18 protein-coding genes are annotated in these 17,960 nt (G+C 41.5%); 6 read left to right on the top strand and 12 right to left on the bottom strand.

Features of this window, described 5'->3' with window-relative positions; genetic code table 11:
• Positions 1–66: 66 nt before the first annotated feature.
• Entirely contained in the window at positions 67–603 is a 537-nt protein-coding gene (locus HMPREF2794_RS17555) for an HD domain-containing protein (RefSeq protein ID WP_010539368.1), read from the bottom strand.
• 74 nt (positions 604–677) lie between these two features.
• Here HMPREF2794_RS17555 and HMPREF2794_RS17550 point away from each other — a divergent pair, with 74 nt between their 5' ends.
• Positions 678–1,841, top strand: a complete 1,164-nt coding sequence (locus HMPREF2794_RS17550) for an exo-beta-N-acetylmuramidase NamZ family protein (protein WP_070752078.1) — start codon at positions 678–680, stop codon at positions 1,839–1,841.
• On the opposite strand, the gene HMPREF2794_RS17545 is transcribed toward HMPREF2794_RS17550, so the two are convergent.
• Both HMPREF2794_RS17545 and HMPREF2794_RS17540 read right to left on the bottom strand, forming a co-directional pair.
• On the bottom strand, positions 1,830–3,188 hold the full coding sequence (locus tag HMPREF2794_RS17545) for a purple acid phosphatase family protein (protein ID WP_055271526.1): 1,359 nt from the start codon (positions 3,186–3,188) through the stop codon (positions 1,830–1,832). The genes HMPREF2794_RS17550 and HMPREF2794_RS17545 overlap by 12 nt on opposite strands.
• A gap of 957 nt (positions 3,189–4,145) precedes the next feature.
• Positions 4,146–5,015 carry a helix-turn-helix domain-containing protein gene (locus tag HMPREF2794_RS17540; protein WP_070752076.1) on the bottom strand — a complete coding sequence of 290 codons (870 nt, stop codon included), beginning with the start codon at positions 5,013–5,015 and terminating at the stop codon, positions 4,146–4,148.
• Positions 5,016–5,122: 107 nt separating this feature from the next.
• Between HMPREF2794_RS17540 and HMPREF2794_RS17535 the strand changes: the two genes are divergently transcribed.
• The 4 genes from HMPREF2794_RS17535 to HMPREF2794_RS17520 are packed head-to-tail and all read left to right on the top strand — an operon-like array spanning position 5,123 to position 8,384.
• Complete coding sequence (locus HMPREF2794_RS17535) at positions 5,123–5,929, top strand: glucose 1-dehydrogenase (RefSeq protein ID WP_083312119.1); 807 nt, start codon at positions 5,123–5,125, stop codon at positions 5,927–5,929.
• A 31-nt stretch (positions 5,930–5,960) separates the two neighbouring features.
• Positions 5,961–6,833, top strand: coding sequence for a glucose 1-dehydrogenase (locus HMPREF2794_RS17530; protein ID WP_083312122.1), 873 nt, complete (start codon positions 5,961–5,963; stop codon positions 6,831–6,833).
• 14 nt (positions 6,834–6,847) lie between these two features.
• Positions 6,848–7,450, top strand: coding sequence for a DoxX family protein (locus tag HMPREF2794_RS17525; RefSeq protein WP_240053005.1), 603 nt, complete (start codon positions 6,848–6,850; stop codon positions 7,448–7,450).
• Positions 7,440–8,384, top strand: a complete 945-nt coding sequence (locus HMPREF2794_RS17520) for a DMT family transporter (protein WP_070752074.1) — start codon at positions 7,440–7,442, stop codon at positions 8,382–8,384. The genes HMPREF2794_RS17525 and HMPREF2794_RS17520 overlap by 11 nt, the downstream gene beginning before the upstream one ends.
• 96 nt (positions 8,385–8,480) lie before the next feature.
• On the opposite strand, the gene HMPREF2794_RS17515 is transcribed toward HMPREF2794_RS17520, so the two are convergent.
• From HMPREF2794_RS17515 to HMPREF2794_RS17475, 9 genes are all read right to left on the bottom strand, one after another.
• Complete coding sequence (locus tag HMPREF2794_RS17515; RefSeq protein ID WP_070752072.1) at positions 8,481–9,200, bottom strand: hypothetical protein; 720 nt, start codon at positions 9,198–9,200, stop codon at positions 8,481–8,483.
• Positions 9,201–9,204: 4 nt separating this feature from the next.
• On the bottom strand, positions 9,205–10,125 hold the full coding sequence (locus tag HMPREF2794_RS17510; RefSeq protein ID WP_070752070.1) for a relaxase/mobilization nuclease domain-containing protein: 921 nt from the start codon (positions 10,123–10,125) through the stop codon (positions 9,205–9,207).
• Positions 10,091–10,474 carry a MobC family plasmid mobilization relaxosome protein gene (locus HMPREF2794_RS17505; protein ID WP_070752068.1) on the bottom strand — a complete coding sequence of 128 codons (384 nt, stop codon included), beginning with the start codon at positions 10,472–10,474 and terminating at the stop codon, positions 10,091–10,093. Before HMPREF2794_RS17505 ends, HMPREF2794_RS17510 begins: the two co-directional genes overlap by 35 nt.
• Positions 10,475–10,620: 146 nt before the next feature.
• The gene (locus HMPREF2794_RS17500; protein WP_070752066.1) at positions 10,621–11,586 is read right to left on the bottom strand and encodes a toprim domain-containing protein; all 966 of its coding nucleotides are present in this window, start codon (positions 11,584–11,586) and stop codon (positions 10,621–10,623) included.
• A gap of 162 nt (positions 11,587–11,748) precedes the next feature.
• On the bottom strand, positions 11,749–12,822 hold the full coding sequence (locus HMPREF2794_RS17495; RefSeq protein WP_070752084.1) for an AAA family ATPase: 1,074 nt from the start codon (positions 12,820–12,822) through the stop codon (positions 11,749–11,751).
• A gap of 5 nt (positions 12,823–12,827) precedes the next feature.
• Positions 12,828–13,115: a helix-turn-helix domain-containing protein gene (locus HMPREF2794_RS17490; RefSeq protein WP_057317633.1), complete on the bottom strand. Its 288-nt coding sequence runs from the start codon at positions 13,113–13,115 to the stop codon at positions 12,828–12,830.
• A 131-nt stretch (positions 13,116–13,246) separates the two neighbouring features.
• Positions 13,247–14,176: a hypothetical protein gene (locus HMPREF2794_RS17485; protein WP_057317632.1), complete on the bottom strand. Its 930-nt coding sequence runs from the start codon at positions 14,174–14,176 to the stop codon at positions 13,247–13,249.
• Positions 14,177–14,287: 111 nt separating this feature from the next.
• On the bottom strand, positions 14,288–15,481 hold the full coding sequence (locus HMPREF2794_RS17480) for a site-specific integrase (protein ID WP_057259046.1): 1,194 nt from the start codon (positions 15,479–15,481) through the stop codon (positions 14,288–14,290).
• A gap of 178 nt (positions 15,482–15,659) precedes the next feature.
• Positions 15,660–16,616: a bile acid:sodium symporter family protein gene (locus HMPREF2794_RS17475; protein WP_168166612.1), complete on the bottom strand. Its 957-nt coding sequence runs from the start codon at positions 16,614–16,616 to the stop codon at positions 15,660–15,662.
• An 80-nt stretch (positions 16,617–16,696) separates the two neighbouring features.
• On the opposite strand from HMPREF2794_RS17475, the gene HMPREF2794_RS17470 reads away from it, so the two are divergent.
• Positions 16,697–17,959, top strand: a complete 1,263-nt coding sequence (locus HMPREF2794_RS17470; RefSeq protein ID WP_029425706.1) for an N-acetylmuramoyl-L-alanine amidase family protein — start codon at positions 16,697–16,699, stop codon at positions 17,957–17,959.
• Position 17,960 lies beyond the last annotated feature (1 nt).

Raw genomic sequence — 17,960 nt, 5'->3', positions numbered from 1 at the left:
TGGCAAAAGTACACAATCTTCATCAATAATGCGTGAGAATCTCTGTTATTTAATTATTTTTTAGTGCTATAAAAATAAAGAACACCATCCATCGAAACGGTTTAGCCCTTCTTCACCATATTTTGCAATACTTTTTCGGGCTTTTTCCACTGTCTTTTCTTCATCAAGATGAGTTTTGGAAAAGAATTTATCGGCAAAACAGATTATTTGCTCTTCCAGAGTGACGGGCAGCATTTCACGATGAGGAAGAGGCAGCTGTCGTTCTATGATTTCTTCCAGTGATAATCCGGCTCCGGTATGGCGTTCGCAAACCAGTGCATGACGTTCAAAACCTTCTTTCCGCAAAAGATCTGCTCCCAAATAGCCGTGGGCAATATAAGGATGTTCTCCAAAACATTGGATCGTAGGAGCATCGGTCAGAAAGATTCCGATGTCGTGCAGAAGCGCGGCTTCTCTGACAAAGCTGCGGTTGATAGGTAAATTGGGATGAGCATCTACGATCTTCAAAGCTTTTTGAGCTACAGAAAGGCTATGTATAAGTAGAATGTGCCGTTGTTCCGTCTCTTGCGGATAAAATTTGTCGATAATTTCAATTGGATTCATATTTTTCACTAGTTATTACTTGTTCCCTGACCGAGAAATGATATTTTTGTGCAATATTACAAAAATTTACTGATATGCAAGCCAGAAGTTCCTTCATTCTTTTCTCTCTGTTCATAATACTTTGCTCGACATACGCCAGCGGAAAAGTAATTACGGGCGCCGAACGCATGGACCAGTACCTGCCGCTAATCAAAGGAAAACGTGTAGGAATGGTCGTAAACCACACTTCCATCGTTGGCACGGAACACGTTCATCTGCTGGATACTTTATTAAAACAAAAGATCAATATAGTGAAAGTTTTTGCACCGGAGCATGGCTTTCGCGGCAACGCGGATGCCGGTGAAACTGTAAAAGACGGAAAAGACAGCCGCACGGGAATACCTATCGTCTCACTCTACGGGAATAACAAGAAACCAACCGCCGCCCAACTAAAGGATATCGATGTCATCGTGTTCGATATTCAGGACGTAGGTGCGCGTTTTTATACCTATATCAGTACAATGTATTATGTAATGGAAGCCTGTGCGGAAAATAAAAAAGAAATGATTGTACTAGACCGTCCCAATCCCTGCGACTACGTAGAAGGTCCTGTATTGAAAGCGGGGTATAAAAGTTTTGTCGGAATGCTACCTTTGCCGGTCCTTCACGGTTGTACCATCGGGGAACTGGCACAAATGATTAACGGAGAAAGATGGATGACTACCCAGACAAAGACTTGCCCGCTAACCGTGATTCCCATAAAAGGATGGCAACATGGACAGCCTTACGTACTTCCCGTGAAACCGTCTCCCAACTTGCCCGATGCACAATCCATCCGCCTGTATGCTTCGCTTTGCCCTTTCGAGGCAACACGTATCAGTGTAGGACGCGGAACAACATTTCCTTTTCAGGTATTGGGCGCACCTGACAAAAAGTATGGCGATTTCGTCTTCACTCCACGTTCTCTGCCCGGATTCGATAAGAATCCGATGCACAAAGGAGTTGCCTGCTACGGCGAAAATTTGCGGAACGTAACAGATGTAAACGGATTCACACTCCGTTACCTCCTGCGTTTCTATCGTTTATCCGGCGAAGGTGCAGCTTTCTTCTCCCGTCCCCGGTGGTTTGATTTACTGATGGGAACAGATTCTGTACGGAAAGCAATCCTTCAAGGAAAATCGGAAAAGGAAATCTGCGACAATTGGCAAAAAGAGTTGCAGACTTACCGGGACATGAGGCAGAAGTATTTACTTTACTGAGGAACGGTTCCGCCACTTCGCCGCATTCCGTTCGAAATCTTCAGCTTTCTTTCCCCTCAACCCTACGGGCTTTTCGAGTATTTCCGGTATATCTTGCGCATTGTCAATGACTTGAATACCGGAAGCATTCTTCACGATCCGGACGTCATCATACAATGAGTCATTCTCCAAAAATGCCTGCATCCGGAGGGTATCTCCTGTCACGTCGATATGTTGGTAGAAACGGCGGTTTGTCCCAAAACGATCATACTTATCATTGAAAGCCAGACGGTAACTCTTCGGAGAAGCATGGCTCACCAGATACAGCGGGGTAGTCATTTCGCCCTCATCATTTTTATTAGTCATACGGGCATAATTATGTTCATGTCCCTGAAGCACCAGATCGACCCCATATTCGCGGAACAGCCCGTCGAACATCCAACGCACCGGAAGGTTGTTCATTTTACCTTTAATGGAGTATACCGGATGATGGAGCATGACTATTTTCCATTTCTTTTTCGAAGCTTTCAACGTTTTCTCCAGCCATTCGCGCTGAGAGAAAAGGAACCAAGGGTCACGGTTACTATCCAGTGTAATAATGGTGGCATCATTGTAATCGATAGAATACACATTATTATTCTTGTATCTTGATTCGAGCAGATAAGAAAAGACATAGGCAAAACGTTTTTCCAGAACACGTACCAGGCCTTTCACATATTCATGATTTCCCGGAGAAACTAACATCGGTTTGGTGGGCGCAATGGAATCTACACTTTGATAGGCCTCGTCCCAATAACAGTTCATCGGACGTTCGGCAAAATCACCGGCAAACATGTAAAAGTCAACCTGGGGATATCGATGGCGTACGTTTTCCATAAAATCACGTGTCTTTCCACGCAAAGTATCCTGCACATCACCTATAAATACAAAAGAAAAATGGTCAGTCGAATCGGGTTGCATGGTAAACGAATACCAATCAGAAGAGCGATCGTCATTCCATACCCGGTAAGAGTAGGAATCTCCATAAGAAAGATCTTTAAACTTCGCCCAATTGGCATAACCGAACCCGCCCAGTGTACGAAGAAATTTGGAAGATCCGTTGATGAGCAGCGTATCGCCGGAACCGATCTTGGTATATTCCAGTTTCGCTTGTTTAGAAACGCCTCCGCACACCCAACTTACATTGCGGGATAGCTCACCGTCATTTCCGAATGTCAGAAGTACCCGCTGAGGTTCTTCCGTCAGCACATAGCGTATTTCAGGAATATTGTAAAACCACACATTCCAGCGTTTCTTACAAATGACACCACCGACAATCAATATCAGGAGAACGACGCCCCAAGCTATTTTTCTCTTCGTAATCTTCATTTTTCCGATTTTTAAAACTGGTAGCAAAGATAGATATAGTGTCCCGAAAATCGGAAATTATGTCCTTTTTTAACCTTTAACAGAGTGACAGGCATGAAATAAACGACATTACATATAACGAATCTGCAATATTTTTGCAATATATCACTTAATCTACAGACAAAAACGAATATCGAAGATTACTTTGGACGCGCTTCTACATAAGAATTTAAACACCCAAAATTGCTGTCATCTGTCACCAAAAGCTAAATAACGCACTGATTATAAACCAATAAAAAGGTGACAGCAAAGTGTGACAGCATTGTGACAGTAAAGTGTGCTGTCACAATGCCGTCACGCTTTGTTATCACATCCTGCTACTATCATATATTGCTCCTTGAAAGGATAAATCAAAGAATACCTTAGTTTAGTTGGTTTCCATGCGATGAAACTATAGTTCCAAAGCATTGAAACCAATAGTTTCAAGCCGTAGAAACTTTAGTGCCAAGCTGAAGAAACTAAAGTTTCAAGCAGAGGAAACTCCGGTTTCAAGACGATGGAACTAAAGTTTCATCAAGCAAAAAATAATAGTTCTACAGTAGGGAACTATCAGCAGTAAGGCAGAGCTTCAATCCCTTGCTTTTCTTTTTTTCCATAACTGCCAACTGTTAATAATATTTTGCCACATATTATATACACAATAGCATAAAATACTGATTTACAAAAGAAAAACCCACCTATTACTAATAGTGGGTAACAAAATAGTAACAAAAAAACGAAGAAAATCGCTTTGTGGTGGGCTTCATGCGCAAAGGTAACAAAAGCTCTCTAACCATAAAAATAAAACTAGCGAAAAGAAGAATACTGTTTTTCTTTTCGCCAGCACATATATAATTTGCCGTCAATAGAAACAAGTTTAGTCCGTTTTGGATATATAGACAAAAAAGACTAAACTTTGCAAGCAGAATCACAAATCCATTACTTTAAATTATTGCTTTGAGAATGTTCTTGCCTATATTTCAAAGGTGAAATTCCATAAACCTTTTGAAACGACTTTACGAGGTAGCAAGAATCAGTATACCCCATTTTATAGGCTATCTCTTTGACTGTCATGGAACTGTTCAATAACAAATTTTCTACCATCTTCAAACGGTTTCGTCCAATATACTGTTGTAGTGTTTCTTGGTAATATCGTTTGAAATAAATTCCGATATAATCAGGCGAAAGATGAAATATTTTGGAAAGGCTTTCTGCCCTCAACAATTCCGGTTGGTGTATATGTTGCTGGATATACTGCAACATATACACAGCTGGGTTGGTTTCATTTATAGTAAGATATTTGACAGACAGGCACTCATCTTTAGCTTCATGAACAATATTTCTTGCAACTAAAACCAAGATACTGTTAAGCCACTGCTGTTGCAAATAGTTTGTCCCCATTTGCCTATTGTCTTCTTCCTTTCTTATAAAGTCAAAAAGTTGGGATGCCATATTTTCATCCGATTTATTTAGAGAGATTTCAGCCTGACGACTGGAGTCACGAAATATCTCTGCCAGATATTTCCCTATATAGTCTTCCACATAATGAAGCACAAAACGGATAAACACATATTCGCTATGTGTATCTATCGTGAAACAATGAGTGGTTTCCGGAGGAATAAGAAACAAAGAATGGGCATGATAAATAACTTCCTCAACCTTACAACCTGACTCCTTGACATAAAATCGTCCGGTTCCCTCTCGCACATACACCATTTCAAAGAATGAATGCTGGTGTTCGGCTATGGGGAATATTTCATGATTGCGAATCAGGACTTCAACGGGTTGATATAAATTTTCTTTCCACATAACGAAATAGTACAATATCTTATAGCAAAGATACAATAAATTACATCTCATTCCACTTTAAATTTGCAATAAAAACAAAGAGAAAGGATTTTCAATATTCAAAAAAAATGATTATGAGACTAAAAGGTAAAACAGCACTAGTTACTGGTGCAGCATCGGGCAATGGTAAGGCAATAGCTACTTTATTCGCTCAGGAAGGTGCAAAAGTCGTCCTTGCTGACATCAATAAAGAAGGCGTGGGACAAGTTACTGCGGATTTGCAGCAGAAAGGCTGCGAGGTGTTGTCGGTGGTCATTGACGTAACCAAAGAATCGGATATTGAGCAGATGGTATCAACAGCTATTTCCGCTTTTGGGAGATTGGATATTCTGATTAACAATACTGGTATTTTTGATATGTTGGTTCCTGTTGCCGATACGGATGATGCACTTTGGGAGAAAGTATTATCTATAAACCTGACAGCTCCCATGCGAGCCATACGTTATACGATTCCCATATTCAAGGAACAAGGTGGTGGAGTAATCGTCAACACAGCATCCATAGCAGGATTGACGGGTGCAAGAGGTGGCGGAGCTGCCTATGTCGCCTCGAAACATGGCTTGGTAGGATTGACCAAACACGTGGCCTTTTGCTACAAGGAATGGAATATCCGGTGCAATGCCGTGGCTCCGGGACGTGTAGATACCAACATACGGGATAATAGCAAAAAAGCACTTCAAACATCCAGTAAAGATGGATGCTTATCCGAAGACATGGCTAAGATTACGGAAAAAATTGCAATGGGATATGCCACCAATCAGCGTAAGGCTGCTCCAGAAGAAATTGCAAAAGTTGCTCTGTTTCTGGCTTCTGATGAAGCATCATTTGTAAACGGTAGCATTCTTGTTGCCGATGGTGCTTGGACAGCTTATTGATTTTATAGTAACATTTAAATTCTCAAAGCGTATGAAAAAAATTATTTCTCTAGGAATGATTCTCATTCTCATGTTATTTGCAGGACAAGCATTCGCACAGAGTGCCAGGTTAAACAATAAAATAGCTTTGGTTACGGGAGCGGCATCTGGCAATGGAAAAGCTATCGCCACCTTGTTTGCCCAAGAAAAAGCTAAAGTAGTCTTGGTTGATATCAATAAAGTTACTTTGGATAAAGCCGTAACCTCACTGTCCAAACAAGGATATGATGTAATAGGTGTGGAAGCGGATGTAACCAAAGAAGCCGACATTCAAAAAATGGTGGATGCCGCTTTATCCAAATATGGACGTCTGGACATACTGGTGAATAATGCAGGCATTTTTGATGAGCTGATACCAGTCGGTGAAGTCAGTGATGACTTATGGTACAAAGTAATGGAAACCAATCTGAATGCACCGATGCGAGGTATTCGCAAAGTGATTCCTATTTTTGAAAAACAAGGCGGTGGGGTCATTGTCAATACAGCCTCCATTGCCGGATTTACCGGAGCACGTGGTGGTGGAGCAGCCTATGTAGCTTCCAAACACGCTTTAATCGGATTGACCAAAAATGTGGCGTTCAACTATAAGGAAAAGAATATCCGTTGCAATGCTGTTGCCCCCGGTAGAGTAGAAACCAATCTGCGCATCAATAGTGAAAAGCTGGCCGGATCCAGAACAGCACGCGACCAGTCTATCGGAAAATGGAAAGACATTGAAGATAAGATAACAGAAGGTTACATCACGAACATGAGGAAATGTACCCCGGACGAGATAGCCAAGGTGGCTCTCTTTCTTGCTTCTGATGAAGCTTCATTCGTAAATGGCAGTATATTCGTGGCCGACGGAGGATGGACATCATATTGATTGACTGTGAATATATGAAGCATCTTATAAATTATTTAGTGAGTAGAGATTCCTTTTCAGGGAATTTCTACTCTTTCGTCATTCTTAATTTCCGTAGCTTTTGCGGATTGATGATGTTACCTTATGGATATGGGAAGATTGTCAATTATGACAGATATGCCGCAGATTTTTTCGGTGACCCTATCGGTATCGGTGATATTCCGTCTCTGTGGCTGACTATCTTTGCCCAAACCATTTGTCCAATAATGCTTCTAGTTGGATTTCAGACCAGATTGGCTGCAAGTGTTTTAGCATTTAACATGATGATTGCGGTCAAGTTTCACTTCTTCGACTCATTCAATATTAAGGTATTACCTGCTCTATTTTTAGGCTTATACCTTATCCAGCTGCTATTAGGAGCTGGCAAGTATTCATTGGATTATTTTCTTTTTTCCAAAAGAAAAATTAGAATTAGCAAAAACGAAACAAAGGGGATACTTCTCTATCTCGTAATCTGTGGAATTAGTTGGTTCGTATTGGCTAATTATTTTACAGGATTAGTTTCTGTTTGCCTGATTGTGTTAGCAATAACATTATACTTATTCAGTTTATATTACATAAAAGACAATGAACTTTGATTGGAAGGGACATGCCTCCATGCTTGGGGCAAATGTCATGTGGGGACTTATGTCACCGGTCTCCAAAGTAATTTTAGTAGGTGGTGCCATTACTCCCTTAGTAATAACAGATTTGCGTATTGGCGGTGCTATGATTTTATTCTGGATAACGTCTTTTTTTCAAAAACCAGAACACGTTAATCACAAAGACTTAGTATCTTTATTTTTTGCTTCATTACTAGCCATAGTGTTTAATCAAGGATGCTTCATATTCGGAGTTAGTTTAACCTCTCCCGGAGATGCCTCCATCATTACGACAAGTATGCCGCTTTGGGCTATGATTTTAGCTGCATTCATTTTGAAAGAACCCATAACTGGGAAAAAAGTACTAGGCATTACATTGGGAGCAGGAGGTGCTTTATTGCTTATCTTGGGTAGCAGACAAAATATTCAAATAACATCCACAAACAGAGATACAGCCATATGGGGAGATTTGCTTGTTTTATTTGCCCAATTGAGTTATGCCCTTTACATTGTACTCTATAAAGATTTTGTAAACAAATATTCATTAACAACCATTATGAAATGGATGTTTACCTACTCTTTTATCTGCATGTTACCTTTCTCAGCAAAAGACTTGGCAGATGTACATTGGGGCAATTTACAAATGACTGAAATAGTTGGATTGGCTTTTATTGTGATTGGGGCAACATTCATCAGCTATATGCTTGTTGTTGTAGGACAAAAGAAATTGCGACCAACCGTAGCTGGAATGTATAATTATATCCAACCGATTGTGGCATGTATTGTTGCTGTCTGCTGGAATATAGACTCTTTTAATTTCACAAAAATAGTAGCAGTATTCCTGATTTTCGGTGGAGTATATTTAGTAACTTCCAGCCGCAGTCGAATGGAATTAGAGAAATACGAGAACTGTTCGAATAAAAAAGTATAACAATATTGACAAGCTTGAGAAAAGCACTACACGAAGAAATGAATTTGAAAAAAGCCGAAGCGGTGAACATAGTTCATCGCCCCGACTTTACTTCGTTTATGGCTTACCTAGCTTATCAGCTTCCTTTCTCAACTGCTCGGCTTGTTCATTGAGTAACCTTGCACGTTCCAGTGCTTCCGCCTGTTTCTTGCTGCGATATTCAAAATCTATCACTGAATCTGTCAAACTTTGGATGAAATCGTTATCCCTCTGCCAGTTGAATTTGGTTTCCAGTATATCAAGGACTTCTCCGTTTGCCCAACCCTGCATCAACAAATAACGGTATTTCATATCATTGTCCTGTAACTGCTGCATCCGTGTAGCCAAACGGATATTTAACCATATGGAAGCGGAACAGAGAACCAGCACTGCCGAAAAAATAAACAATCCCGGACGAATCCAAGAAGTAACCTTGTTGTAAATCCGTTGATAGAACGGCAAGCGGGCAACTTCCTCTTTATCCGTCTTGTAGGAATTCAAGGTATCAACCATTATTTTAAAATTACGATAGATTTCCAATGATATTCTCTTGGTGTCCTCGATATGCTGCTGCTGACCTTGCATCTTGTTCCGTACATCGTCAAGCTGACTTTGGATAGTCTGCAACTTCTCCACAGAAACAGCCGGGTTAGTGTGCAGTCTCGACAATGCCTGTTCAATTGCTCCAAACCGTTCGATAGTTTCCTCCCGGCTGGCTGGCGTTACCTGCGCTTCCAACTTCTCTTTCAGTTCTGTTACCATAGAGAGAAGCCCCTCTAAAATCAAGTTGTCTTCCATGTCTTTACAATTTAAGTTGTTTTTTCTTTTTCTTCTTCTTTCTCAAATTCAAGTTCGGCTCTTCATCCACCGGGTACGGTGATGCAGAAAACAGACCGAGCGAACCGCTTATAAACGGACTTTCTGCGTTACTCCGTGTGGGTATTTGTTCCCGGATGGGTGCGAAAGCTGTTTGCCGTTGACTTTCGGCAACATTCAAACCTGTATCTCCGAAATATCTATCCAGTTTGGAAAAACTGAAACTGCGGTCTATCTCCGAACCCTTGAACGTGTATTCTCCTTTGGAAAAGGATATGCCCTGTATTTCATCGGTCTGTCCCTTTCGTTTGAACTGGATAGTGATACCCTTTTCCGCTAACCTGTGCTGCAACTGCTGCCAATTGCGGGATTTGCCGATTTCATTTTTCACAGCCGTGTAAATCTCGTATTTCGACTTGTCCGGCTCTTTCAATCGGTGCTGTTTCACCTGCTCTTTCCCCTTGGCGAAATAAAGCCCGTGTTTGGCTTTCAGCTTTTTGCATACCTGTTCGTTACGGTACATATCGTTCCTGTCCGAAATGGTCTTGCCATTGTTGTCTATACGGTTGAACACAATATGTACATGTGGATGCTCCCGGTCTTGATGGCGCACGATGATATACTGCGTATCGGTGATTTTCATTTCACGCATATACTCCTGCGCAAGCTGTACCATTTTCTCATCCGTCAGTTTGGGTGCGTCCACCGCCGAATAGCTTAACGCAATGTGTCCGACAGGTTTCTTTAAGTCGGGATTCATCCCGGTCTGCATACAGAAGCTGCGGATTATATCGCTCCGGCTCTCGGTAAGAACTCCGTCCGCATGAAGCAAAACCGCCTGCTCCTTGCCAAGTACATAGTTCACACAGCCTTTAAAACCGCTTCCTTTTTTTATTTTTCCAATCATCCGACAAATGATTTATGATTTCAACAATCCTATTTTTGAGCTTCACCAGTTCCACTGCCACCAATGCGAAACCTCCGGCATTTGCCCGATGTGCCAACTGGTTAATGTTGTTGGCTTCCCCTACCAGTTTGCGGATAGCATCTGCATCCTGCCTGCTCAGCCGGGGTATGACCTCTGCCGAAATAACTGCTTGCCGAACATATTCACTGATGCGCAACCCGGCTTCCCCGGCTCGCTTCCTGATAGCGTAATACTGCAACTCGGTCAGCTTCGTGCTGACTACCTTTTTCTGCTTTTCCGTCCGTTTCTTTGCCGGACGACCGCCCGGCTTGTCCTGTATCTTTTTCATGCCTTTTTACTTTTAAATGATGTCTTAGAAATTGCGACCAACGGGAGCGGTTTCCTTTGCGGTGAGCAAAGCAAGGTGGTTTCGGTCTACCGAAACATAACCTTGCTCTCCCTATGAAACCGCCAGCCGCTGGCAATCCTGCCGGATTAAATGCCCCTGCCCTTCTTTTGTCTTGGGGCGGCACGTTGTCCGGTTTTCTGCTTTATTTCCTGTACTTGGCTGGCTGCGTTTTTCTGTTCCTGCTTCCTGCCGCACAGGTAATCGTTCAAGTCCGAATACCCTCTGTAATTGTACGAGAAGTCACGCACATGGTAGGAGTATTCCAATTCGATAGCCCGTGTTGCCTTATACCCTGTCTCATCATTGTCAAGCATACAGTGAATGCGTTCATACGGGTATAGCACGTCAATGGCTTTCGGCACATTGACAGTCGAGTTAAGAATAACATAGTCCTGCCTGTCAAGGTCGGGCATGGTCGGACAGTTCTTCATCCGGAGCGTGAGGAAAGAAAGATAATCCATAAAGCCCTCAAATACCAAACATTTCTCTCTCGGCTCTCCCTGCTGCCGTATATGGGTAATGTCTTTCGGGGCGATACACCCTTTGAAAAAGGAATTGCGAACCTCGTAACCTCCTGCCATATTCGGGAAACCGATAGCAAAGAACGGTCTGCCGTTATTGGTAAAATGGAGTTCCTTACATTCTCTTTTTGCCAGTTCGATATTGATACCCCGCCCCTGCAAGTAACGGAGCAATGCCGGATGGGTCAAGTCACGGACTTCCAAATGTTGGAAACTCGGCTCTGTCCTATGCTGGGGAAAAGAAAAACTGACCGGATGAACGTTTGGTGTCTGCTCTTCTATCCTCTTTAAAAGGTAGGGAAGACTGTCGGAAAAATAAAGTTCCTTTGCCAGAGCGATGATGTTGCCGCCTTTTCCTGCGCCAAAATCATACCAAAGATTGCGGTCTGTATTCACCTTAAAGGACGCTTCGTGTTCCTCTCTTAACGGTGATTTGTACCATAAACCGTTACCCTGCCGCTTGACGGGCGAATAACCTAAACTATGCAGATAATCTGCGATGGATATTTGTTTCACATCTTCGATGTTCATAATATTTTCTTTTTGGGGATTAAAAAATCGTTGAAAAGTGCGCCAGTCCTGTTTAGTCCGTCATATATATACCAGTACCATACTAAACCTGCTTGTTCCGATACAGGGAAATAGTAAGTCCGTTCCTCTTATATATACACCCGGACTAAACCAAACTGACTTTTAATAATGGAAATCGGGATTATAACGGTAACCCCTGCCCTCTTTCACAATCATGCGCTTGTTCACAAGGAACTTGTTCAGTTCCACATGGATATTGCGTCCACGCTTGTAGCCGATACTCGCATAACCCTGTTTCAAGGTCTTTAGGACATTCTCGTAACCATATATAACCTGTTTGCCAAAACCGTTTTCCAAAGCCGTCCTGTGCTGTTGTTCCGTCAGTTCTGCCAGTGGAAAGCCCCTGTCTTGGCTGGGCTGCTTGAACACATAACCGTCCGCAACTTCGGGCAGGGCATTGTCATTGATGCGGAATGCGAACGGGTCAAACTCCCGGTCACGTATATGCATCGCCTTTACTTCGCTTATATTGCCGTCCTGCGTGCTTTTCGTGATTTGCAGGACGGTTTCAGCTTTGTTGTTCAGCTCTGTACCAATATGTCCTCTTGTGTTATCATCCCCCTTGTTCAAATGCAGTACGGTATGGATATGCAGGTTATACCCACTTGACCAGCGCATCAAAAGGTTGATTAGGTCGGTCGATTCGCTCGGACTGTTGATGTCATACATCAAATCACGGATTCCGTCAATAATGAGCAACCCCACATCGGGCATATTCTCCAACATATAGCCAATTATCTGCTTACGCTTGTCGGGGGTATGTTCTCTTAACACAATGAAAACAAAATCGTCCACATCCTTATCGGTCGGCAGTCCGGCAAGGCGCAAAATACGTTCCATGACCTTATGGCAATGGTACTTGCTCTGCTCGGTATCAACATAGAGAATTTTGCGTTTGTTCGGTGGCAGATATGCCGAATACTTCAGAACCTCGTCATTCTTCAACGCAGCCGCAACAATGGCGGAAATGTTGAATGTCTTTTTGCTCTTGGCTTTGCCTGTGGATGCGCTGAAATTGCCCAATGTACCGATAGTAGAACCGTTCACCCAAAGAATTTCGGGTGGTACTTCATAAGTATCCGTCACTCTTAGACGAATGGTTTTCCAAAGGGCTGCAAAATCCTCTTTCGTCATGGCTGTGCCTTGTCCGATTTCCTCTTTCTTCTTGTTTTCCATAGCCATTATTTCTTTAGAGGACGGTTAAGGATATACTTCTGCGCTTCCTGCTCTATCTGCGCCTGCGTCTTCACCGGGTTCTGACGCAACCATGCTTCCAGTTCAGCTTTTTCAAAATAAAGCATTTTGCCCTGCGGCTTGTAATGGGGTATCAAGTTACCCGAAGTCAGCTTGTACAGGTAACTTTTAGAAAGGTTCAAGAACCTGCTCGCTTCATCGAAGCTAAGCACATTCTTCGAAAGGAACACTAAATTTTCGAGTTCTGCAACTCGCTTCTCAATACTTGTTTCCATATAACAAAAGTATTTGCGTTAGACAATATGGAGTGCATGCCCTCCGGTTTCTTGTAATCGATTACGGGGGCAAAAGTATTGAGGAATAGCTTGATAGCGGATTAAGCTATGTTTGAGGTATTAACCTATTCTTAAAGTTTTTTCAGTTGTTTGATATAATTGCTGATGGTTACATAATCTTTTTCATGCTCCACCCCTTTTACATAATTGGCGGCTGTGGCTAAATCACCTTGATTCAGATATTTATCTTTCTTTATATTCTTCGTAACAAACAACTTATTCCTTGCTATGACAGATTGCCAATTAGGTGTTATCAAACCACGATTGCTTAACTCCGAAAAAAGAAAAGCGACTAGCCTGTTGTTATTAGACCTAAATATAACTTTAGGCTTACAAGAAAGTATTGCTTTCAAATCTTCAAAAGTCATAAGAGCATTGAAAATTTCCACTTCATTGATACAATCCACCAACAATGCTATTTGTCTGTCGTTTAAAATAGACTTGAACGGATTTTCTGTTTCAGCAACATGAGGAATAATTTTAGGCTCTTGGCATTTATCTTGAATTGGTTGCAGTTCTTCCTGTTCTTGTTGGAGTTGCATTTCCGCTTGTACCTTACTTTCTTTCTTCTTTCGCAAGTATTCTGAATATCGTTCCAACACAACAGCTTTGACTACCACTGAAAAATAAGGCAGTTCCTCATCATAAACCGTATTATCTTGTTCATACCGGGAATAATCAAATGAAAGTGGATTAAACGACATATATTTTCTTTTCTCATCAGATTTCAAGGATTCATAAAAACCACTTTCCCAAAAGAAATCAGACACAGAATAAAAGTATTGAATGTCATTCAACACAGAATAACGAATATATAACTGCACCAGTTCATCAGCGGTGCGAACGTATTCCTGCTGTTCCAGCTTATCTGCCTGCTCTTCGTCAAAATATAAAGACTTAGAAGCAATGCCATCTATCATAACTTGGCTGGCATGATTGATGCAACGGTTAAATATGCCTTGTATATGGTCGAATTTTATTTTCAGTTCTCTTTCTGTCATAATATCCTATATTTCAGTTAGTAGGAACAAAGATATATTTTTCCGACTAAACAAAGGCAAAAAAAGAAAGAAAGTACGGTTATATCACAATCCCCATACTTTCTTTTTAAATCAATCTGTCAAATTCGGTATCAAGCTTATAGCTTCTTCTTTTTTCTTATCGACAATCTTCGCATAAATTTGAGTTGTGGCAATATTTTTATGTCCCAACAATTTACTTACCGTGTACAAATCAGCCCCTAATGTAAGCATCATAGTAGCATGTGTATGCCGGGCAACGTGAAACGAGATATGCTTAATAACCCCTGCGTCTTTCGCCCATTTTTGAAGTATTTTATTTATAGTTCCCTCATGCGTCAAAGGAAAAATCAAACCATCGCCTTTTGCTTCATTTTGCTGCGGCAACCACTTTAACGCTTCATCGGATATAGGCAGATAAAGCGGTTCTTTTGTTTTCTGCATCTTTATTTCAATTCTAATTCTTTCACCGCTTTTCTGCAAATCGCTCCACTTCAATTTTCTTATATCGCTTACACGCAACCCACACAAACAACTGAAAAGAAAAGCTTGTTTCATTATCTCATACTTGCACTCTGTCCCGATAAGCCGCTTCAACTCCTCTATTGTCAAATACTCCCTGCGGCTGACTTCCGATTTTACCTTACTGGCAAAATCAAACTCTTTCGTTGGATTAACCGTAATAATCCCCTCTTTATAGGCTCTATTTATAGCGGTACGCAGCACTCCATAATAAGCAATAACGGAATTATTACTTAATACGCCTCCAGCTTTTAACAAACCAAACTTACTTGCTTTCTTCGCTTGTTTCAAGAAATCCACAAAGCTATTTAAGAAGTCCTTATCTATATCACGAAAAGCGATATAATCCCCTCTGAACAACTTTAGTTCACGGATGGCATTACCAATAGTCTTTTCGTAATTCAAACTGCCACGTTCTTTAGATTGGCTTCTCATGTTCATTAAATAATCAATCACATTCGCCTTTGACTTGTTAGTGTTCTGAAAGCCGTGTGCATCATTTTGCAACTCTACTATCCGTTTGCTTTGAATGGCTTTTGCAAGAGCCAACGTAGCTTCGTTCTTCGCCTTATCCTCTCTTGTCTTTTCGGGTATAAGGTATAACTTCAAAAATTCATACTGTCGTTTACCGCCAACATAATTTTCTTTTCTAATAATATCACCTGTATAGTAATCCAAATAAATAGACTGGTTACCATTAGCAAGCTGCTTGAATCTAATCCTTACGGGTTCTTTCAATTTAACTTCTTGTTTTTTCTTCGCCATAATTATGTTCTTATTTTGTTACCGATGCAAATATAACTATTTGTTTTGTTACTCCAACGAATACGAGTAACAAAATAGTAACAAAATAAACGCATTTATTAGATTAAACAAGAAAACAAGAGAAATAAAGGAAATTACACATAACAAAGACAAAATACTAAATATCAACATCTTATAGTTAATATTTCATCTCATTTTTTCTTTTCTTCCACAACTGATAACTATTGATGATGTTCTGCCACAGGACATACGAACCGGGAGCAACGGAAGACAACGGATTCAGATAAGTATGCGCCATCCATATCGCAAGAATTGTATTCTTCTGTCCCAATGCCTGCCCACCGCTAATACGGTCATTATAAACCGATCCGATAGTTTTCCCTAAAAAGAACTGCAAGCAACAAGCGATCAAAGCTCCGACCGCAATCATTATTTCCGTAAAACCATCCGCCGGATCATTCAATAATGAAAATAATGTCTGAGCTGTCACGATAGCCAAAGAAACAGCCCACAGATAAAAAGCCAGTTCATGATATCCCAGCAACTTCTGATGCACTACAGGAAAAAATTTATTTAACAACCACGCCACAAGGAAAGGACAGATCAACAACGGAAACACCTTACTCAAAATCACCAGAAATGCTCCCCAAAAACTTACATCCGGATTTACCTCTATCAGGGGAAAAAGAACAGGCACCGCAATAGCAGCACCGATATTACCCAACAATGTATAAGTAGTCAGACTTGCCGCACTTCCTCCCAACTTTGAAGTAATCACTGCAGCAGCCGTAGCCGTAGGGCAAATAATACACACCATTACTCCCTCCGCTACAATCTTATTGAAGCGATAAAGCAACAGATAAGCAAGGAAAGCACCCCCGATCTGAATCAGCAACAACCATGCGTGCAGCGGTTTAGGCTTCAAATCATGCGGTGATACCTTACAAAAAGTCAGCAGTAACATCGTAAAGATAAGATATGGGGTCAGAAAAGAAAAGTAGATAAATATCGGATAACCGACAGCACCTACCAGCATCGCAATAGGCAACGTCCAATTCTTCAAAAACTTAAGCATCGTCGTATATTTTTTCTTAGAGGTGCAAAGTAACAGAGATTTCGGGAGAAAAGCTACCATTAAACCGAAAAAAACACAAAACTTAATTGTAAATCATGAGTTTTCTGCAAAATTCTACTACATTTGCACCGTATTTAAATATGAAACCGCATAGAACCTACATATTATATATATCAATCTGCCTCTGGCTACTTGTTTCTCCCCTATGTATCGGCAATTTATGGGGGAAAGATTTCGTAGTAGTTATCGATGCCGGACATGGAGGTCATGACCCCGGCGCCATAGGAAAAATCTCCAAAGAGAAAAACATCAATCTTAACGTTGCACTGAAACTGGGAAACCTGATCAAAAGAAACTGCGATGACGTCAAAGTGGTGTATACCCGCAGCAGGGATGTCTTTATTCCTTTGGACCGACGGGCAGAAATAGCCAATAATGCAAAAGCCGACCTTTTTATCTCTGTCCATACCAACGCTTTGGCAAACAACCGCACCGCCAAAGGTGCTTCTACATGGACATTGGGTCTGGCCAAATCGGATGCAAATCTGGAAGTAGCCAAACGGGAGAACTCGGTGATCCTTTACGAAAACGATTATCAAACCAGATATGCCGGCTTCAATCCGAATTCGGCAGAATCCTACATTATCTTCGAGTTTATGCAGGATAAATACATGGAACAAAGCGTACATCTCGCATCACTTGTGCAAAAACAGTTCCGACATACCTGCAGACGGGTAGACCGGGGAGTACATCAGGCAGGATTTCTGGTTCTGAAAGCGAGCGCCATGCCAAGTATCCTGGTAGAACTAGGATTTATCTCAACCCCGGAAGAAGAACGCTATCTCAACTCGGAAGCCGGAGCCAACACGATGGCCAAAGGTATCTATCACGCTTTCTTAAACTACAAAAGGGAGCAGGAAATACGCCTGACCGGAGCCAGCAAAACGATCATCCCAACCGAAGAACCATCAACAAACGCTCCGGAGATTGCCCAGACACAAAAAGATTCCGAAGAAGTGGACAGCACTCCGAAGCAAAGAGAACTGATAGCTGAAGCTAAAACGCCCGCCACTACCGCAAAAACAGCTCCCAAACGCCCTATTGTTTCAGAGAGCGCAACCAATGACAGCGAAATAACGTTTAAGATACAGATACTCACCTCTTCGAAACCTCTTACGAAAAATGACAAACGACTAAAAGGACTCAAAGATGCAGAGTATTACAAAGAAGGAGGACTGTACAAATATACGTATGGCGCTTCCAGCGATTATAACAAAGTATTACGCACCAAGCGTACTATCTCGGCACAATTCAAAGACGCATTCATCATAGCCTTCCGGAACGGAGAAAAGATGAATGTCAACGAAGCAATAACCGAATTTAAGAAAAGAAGAAATAAATAGA

It is taken from the genome of Bacteroides sp. HMSC067B03, from assembly GCF_001811315.1.
Taxonomy (GTDB): Bacteria; Bacteroidota; Bacteroidia; order Bacteroidales; family Bacteroidaceae; genus Bacteroides; species Bacteroides faecis.
Note: the sequence above shows the minus strand (reverse complement) of the source record. Positions and strands in the feature narration are given on the sequence as shown.